This is a genomic window from Flammeovirga pacifica (assembly GCF_000807855.2).
Lineage (GTDB): Bacteria > Bacteroidota > Bacteroidia > Cytophagales > Flammeovirgaceae > Flammeovirga > Flammeovirga pacifica.
Map to the genome: position 1 here is coordinate 3130490 of NZ_JRYR02000001.1, position 6000 is coordinate 3136489.

A 6000-nucleotide genomic window follows, 5' to 3' on the forward strand; every position below is an offset into this window, starting at 1 on the left:
TATGGTTTCCTCTTTTTGTCTGTTATTTTTCTAATTCCCTTTTTTAAACGATTTCACCCATAATACTTCACTATTTTGTATAATCACATCTAATAAATCATGTGCTCTTTGAGGTGTTCTTGATGCTATATTATGGGCATGTTTTTTTAAATTCATAATACTAGGTGAAGTCTTAAATACTACTTTTTTAAATCCCATTCTTGCTTCTTTTTTAGACGTACCTGAACAAGCCGTAATATTATCTTTGGGCGTAGAATGGTAATACAAAGTTTCTATCTTACCCGATTGATGTAATTCACTTAATTTTAAACCTAATTTAGAACTAGGATCTATCATTGAAGCTGATAATACCAATACGCCAATTTCATCTATATTATTTTCTCTTTCAATAAGAGATATCACCGTATTTGCAGCAACTACACTTCCATAACTAGATCCTATCACATTAATTTTCTCTGTAGATGATGTCCCCAAATCACCTTCAATATCTTCAATAGTACGTTTAATATTTCCATGCTTTTGATAATCTACGGGTTCATATCCATTTAGTATGGCCCATCTTCCACTCAAACCGGTTCTAAGAGGTAATAATGGTATATTCTTTTTACTACTTTCTACCGTTACAAAATCTTCTCTTAATAATTCTTTTAAGGAAGACATCAGTTCGTAGTTAAACGTTTCTGTATTTTTGTAATCACTTTTACAAAACCCTGCCCCAGGAATGAAATAAGTTTTATTAAAATTAAAACTTACCATTTGATTCCCATAATGTATTACAGCGTCAGAAATAGAATCAGGAAAACTAATGGATTTTCTATTGGTATAATTAAACTTTTCTGAAGGCTCTTCTTCTGAATTAGTTACTTTATCATCTTCTTCATTATTACCTAAAACACACCCATTATAAGGAGTAGTAAAAAGCATAAGAAATAGTATTGTGATAATTGAGAAAGAGATATGTTTATTTTTCATTTTTTTGATCTATTATGGTAATGACTAATTCAAATATATACCGATAAAAGACCTTATTAATCAGCACTTTACCTCATGTGAAACATTAAGTAAATCACCTATATATTTAGACAAAAACAACTTCTCACGTTTTACTTTATCTACTTCAATTTCAATAAAAAAAATTAAGATTTACCACAAAAAAAGGTGCTCACGAATGAGCACCTAATCATAAACTATCTAACTAAATTCAATAAACTATTTTTTCTCTGGTATTGTCACTGTTACTGATTTAACGTATCCAGTGAAATCTGAATCTTTTGTATTCTTAAACTCTTCGTAAGCTACTTGTGTAGCATCATCTCTACCTACATCAACTGTCTCATCTAAAGAGAATAATAGAGGTGTAGTTTGTTCAATTCTACCAGATCCTACCTTTTCATTATTGATATATAAAGTAGCTAAACCACCTTTACCGTTTCCGCCACCATCATAGTCAAAAACTAATTTCACATCTGATTCACCCGCAGGTATCGCTTTTGATGAAGTGATTGTAGTTGAATTCAACCCTAACCAGTTATAAGTATATGTTGGTTTGCCATCGTTCATATACAATGACCAGCCCCCAAATTGACCACCTTGACAAATAATTACACCTCTATCATTTCCTTTTAAATCTAGAGTAGCAGTAATTGTTTTTGATGTATTTTTCACATTCAAGAAGGTGTTTTCAGTAATTCCTGTCATTCCATCTGCCAATGTGATATTAGTACGATCACCCATTAAATCTGGACGTCCTGCAATAGCTGCATTGAAACGCTCATATTTTCTATCATCTAATGGATAAACATTATTTTCCATCGCTTCTTTTTCAAAAAGTAACTTCAATTCTTCTAATTTTGAAGGATACTTAGCTGATAAATCATTCGCTAAAGAGAAGTCTTCTTCGATATTAAATAATTCCCATTTATCTTCTTGTAGGGTGGCTACTGGCTTCACTTCCCAAGGCACTGAGTGTACCACACGAGCTAACCAACCTTTATGGTAGATGGCACGGTTACCAAACATCTCAAAATATTGAGTATCGTGTCTTTCAACCGCTGCTTCATCTCTTGCTGCATATAATAAACTCTGGCCATCCATTGGCTTTTGTTCTACACCATTAATCATTTTAGCTTCTGGCAATCCTGCTGCCTCTAAAATTGTAGGAGCAACGTCATTAACGTGAGTAAATTGAGAACGAATTTCGCCTTTAGCATCAAAACCATTTGGCCAGTGCATTACCATACCGTTACGAGTACCACCAAAATCTCCGGCAACTTGTTTTGTCCATGAGAAAGGTACGTCTGTAGCTACTGCCCAAGCGGCAGTAAAGTGAGGGAAAGAGTTAGGACCGCCCCACTCATCAGCATATTCTAACATGCTATCAACAGTTTCTGCAGTACGATTAGCATTTAAAGAAACCATTTCGTTAAATGTACCAATCAGTCCACCTTCAGCACTAGATCCATTATCACCCATGATATAAACAATCAAGGTATTTTCTAATTCACCAACTTCATCAATCGCATCAATCATTCTTCCAATTTCATGGTCTGTATGTTCCATAAAACCAGCGTATGTTTCCATTTGAACTGCAAATAATTTCTTTTCAGAATCACTTAAGCTATCCCAATCTTTAATACCATCAGGTCTTGGTGCTAATTTTGTGTTTTGAGGAATAATACCAAGTGCTTTTTGACGTTGGAATGTCTTCTCTCTAAGTTCATCATAACCTTCATCAAACTTACCACTATACTTTTCAATCCATTCTTTTGGTGCATGGTGAGGAGCATGTACCGCACCTGGTGCATAGTATACCATAAATGGTTTATCCGGAGTCATTGCTTTTTGGAATTTCACCCAATTGATCGCCTCGTTTGTCATGTCTTGTGTAAAGTGATACTCTTCTTCACCATCAGTTTCTACTTCAACTCTAACGGAGCCATCATAAATAGTAGGGTTCCACATATTTGTTTCACCACCAATAAATCCGTAGAATTTATCAAAACCCGAATTAGTTGGCCATCTGAAGAAAGGACCTGATACCGAAGTTTCCCAAGGTGCTGTTTCATGCCACTTACCAAATGCTGCTGTGCTATAGCCATTCTGACGAAGAGTTTCAGCTACATATTTGGCATCATCTGGACGAAAACCGTTATTTCCTGGGTTAGCTGTTGCCACTTCCATTACAGAACCAACATTAGCATTATGGTGGTTACGTCCTGATAATAGCGACGCTCTTGTTGGAGAACATAAAGCTGTTGAATGGAATTTATTAAATTTCAAACCATTGTCTGCTAATTTTCCGAAAGTAGGTGTTTCTATTGCTCCACCAAAAGGTTCTGAAGCTGAAAAACCAATATCATCAATTAGAATGACTACTATATTTGGAGCTCCTTCTGGAGCATTTATTTCAAACTTTGGAGGGGCTGTTACATTTCTAGCATCAAGCTCTGATACCGCTTTATGTTTTGGAGGTTGAATGGGTAAAACCGTTCTATCCAAATCTTCTGAAATATTACCTTTTTTCTTTTGAGTAGAACAAGAACTCAAGAAAATAAAAAACGATAAGAATGTTATTAAATATGATTTCATGACTAATATTTTCAATGGTTATATTTTTATTATTTTGAATTAAAACTGCATATTCAAAGCAGAGTACACTTGTAATAGTGGTTGATTATCTCCGTAGTGTAATACAGAATATTGTGGTTCAATAAAGAAGTTAAATACCGTCTTATTGATCTTCATAATCTTACCAACACCTACTCCAAGAGGAACATTATATGTCCCTTTTTCAAGATTGAAATTCCACGTTGGAGCAGATCTAAAATATAACCCTTTCCCTACCTGGAAGAAGGCAAACGGTTGGAAAGCCAAAATATTCACATCATCTCGTTGGGCATCTCCACCTACATCTGTTCTCCATATCGCTAAACCACCTACTTGTAATTGAGGGTTTAAACTAGCAAAGGCTACAGCAGCAGCACCTGCTGTCCATTTTCCAGTACCCAAAGTTGCATGTGTAGCTGTCGGAGCTGATACCGATGGACCAATACCAATAGATAATTTAGATTTAGAAACTGCTAAATAAGCTGCAAATAGATCGAAGTCGCCTAGACCTGATGTGCTTACCCCTGTTTCAGGATTAGAAAATGTACTAAAAGGAAGGGATGCTCTCCAAAGAACTCTTCCGGTAGGTTTAGCAAATCTCATCCAATAGGTACTTGATGTAGCTTCACTATTACCTGTTAAATTAGGAGAATAATATTGCTGTAAATTGAAGGCTGTAATTTGTGCTAAAGGATTATTTGCTTGCGCCTTTTCTTCATCTGTTTGAGCAAAAACAGAAAGAGAAAATAATGTAAATAAAATGATAAATAGATTTTTCATAATTGAGAGTGTTTTTTATTATTTGATAGTTCAAATGTCTTAAAAACAGCCTCCCATTATTTTAGTAAAATTCTGATTTTATCATATTAGGTAATTCACCTATTAATATAATGGCAAAAAAAAGGTCACCTTTTTTAAAGATGACCTTATCCGGTTTAGACAAACTAGCTTATTAAAATAGCTTGCTGTTGGAAGAAATTGTGTGCTTAATTTATGTCTAATATTTCATGTATAGTTTCTGAAAAGTTTAAAATAGAAACATATTCATCAAACCCATCGTTGAGTAGTTTTTCTATCATGGAATCAACTTGAAAATAATGTAATGCAATGACTTTATGCCTTGGATATCTCATTCTCACCTCATTGATTACTTCCTTAGAATCACCAACAACATCTAATAAATTAATTAATAAAATACCTTCTTTATCTATTGAATCACTCATAAGGAGTTTATTATAAGTGATTTGTTCTATAGGTATAAAGTGTTTTATTTCTTCTAACAGCTTACTATTAAGTTCGTTATCATTGCCAATTAAAATATTCATGTACATTTAGGTTTATACACAAAGCTATTCATACACATAATGACATTTATCAGAGAATTACCTATTTTAAATATCATCGAACAATTCTTTATCAATAGCATAGAGTATTAAACCTGCTAAATTTTTACTTCCTGTCTTATCCAATAGGTTTCTCTTGTGAGCATCTACTGTTCTTACACTAATAAAAAGTTCTTCTGCTATTTCCTTATTTGTCTTTTCTTTTAAAATTAAATGCAATACCTCTGTTTCTCTTTCTGATAAAGCAACTTCTAAGGCTACATTTGATTTTTGAGGTTTTACCTTTCTTATATTATTAATAATGGCATTAGTTACCCCTGGAGAATAATAGGTACCACCGGAGTTAACCATCTTGATTCCGTTGATCAACTCTTGTTCACTACAGTTTTTCAATAAATATCCCATAGCACCTTCTGCCAACATTTTCTTGATATGCTGACTCTCACCTAACATAGTCAATGCCATAATTTTAATAGCAGGATATTTAGTTTTGACATTTTGCACCAATTCTAAACCATCCATTTCTGGCATATTCACATCCGTCAATAAAATATCTACCTCTTGATTTTGTTCTAACAGTTGTAAGCATTCCTTTCCATTTTCTGCTTCACCTACAATATCAAATGCACTATCATCTAATAAGAAGTTTTTTAACCCTTCTCTTATCATTTTATGATCGTCGACTAAAAAGAGCTTTATCTTTTCCATATATATCTAAAAATTTTTATTGATTTCAATTAATAAAGTCGTTCCTCTACCCTCTCTACTTTCTATTTCAAGAAAACCATCAATAGCATCTAAACGATTTTTCATTCCTTTAAAACCCATTCCAGTATTTTCTTTTACTACTTTGGATGCGTCAAAACCTACACCATTATCTTCTATTGTAAGCATATAGATATCATCATAATTTTTTAATTGAATATCCACTTTGGTTGCTTTAGAATATTTGAAGATATTATTGATTCCTTCTTGAAGAATACGGTATAAGGTTAGTTTGATTTGTGGATTTTCTATTTGATGCTCTCCAAAATTATGAAAGAATTTGATA

General features: G+C 33.4%; 6 protein-coding genes. All 6 read right to left on the reverse strand.

The features are described 5' to 3' along the window. Positions 1-30: 30 nt before the first annotated feature. Positions 31-972: a hypothetical protein gene (locus tag NH26_RS12240; protein ID WP_044224017.1), complete on the reverse strand. Its 942-nt coding sequence runs from the start codon at positions 970-972 to the stop codon at positions 31-33. A gap of 237 nt (positions 973-1209) precedes the next feature. Then, the gene (locus tag NH26_RS12245; RefSeq protein WP_052432033.1) at positions 1210-3588 is read right to left on the reverse strand and encodes an arylsulfatase; all 2379 of its coding nucleotides are present in this window, start codon (positions 3586-3588) and stop codon (positions 1210-1212) included. A 39-nt stretch (positions 3589-3627) separates the two neighbouring features. After that, positions 3628-4386 (reverse strand): hypothetical protein, encoded by a 759-nt coding sequence (locus NH26_RS12250; RefSeq protein WP_044224015.1) that lies wholly within the window; start codon positions 4384-4386, stop codon positions 3628-3630. A 206-nt stretch (positions 4387-4592) separates the two neighbouring features. Next, positions 4593-4931 carry a hypothetical protein gene (locus NH26_RS12255; protein WP_044224013.1) on the reverse strand — a complete coding sequence of 113 codons (339 nt, stop codon included), beginning with the start codon at positions 4929-4931 and terminating at the stop codon, positions 4593-4595. A gap of 66 nt (positions 4932-4997) precedes the next feature. Next, complete coding sequence (locus tag NH26_RS12260) at positions 4998-5657, reverse strand: response regulator (RefSeq protein WP_044224011.1); 660 nt, start codon at positions 5655-5657, stop codon at positions 4998-5000. A gap of 6 nt (positions 5658-5663) precedes the next feature. Next, the coding region (locus NH26_RS12265; RefSeq protein WP_242427324.1) for a sensor histidine kinase at positions 5664-6000 on the reverse strand (337 nt) is incomplete at its 5' end.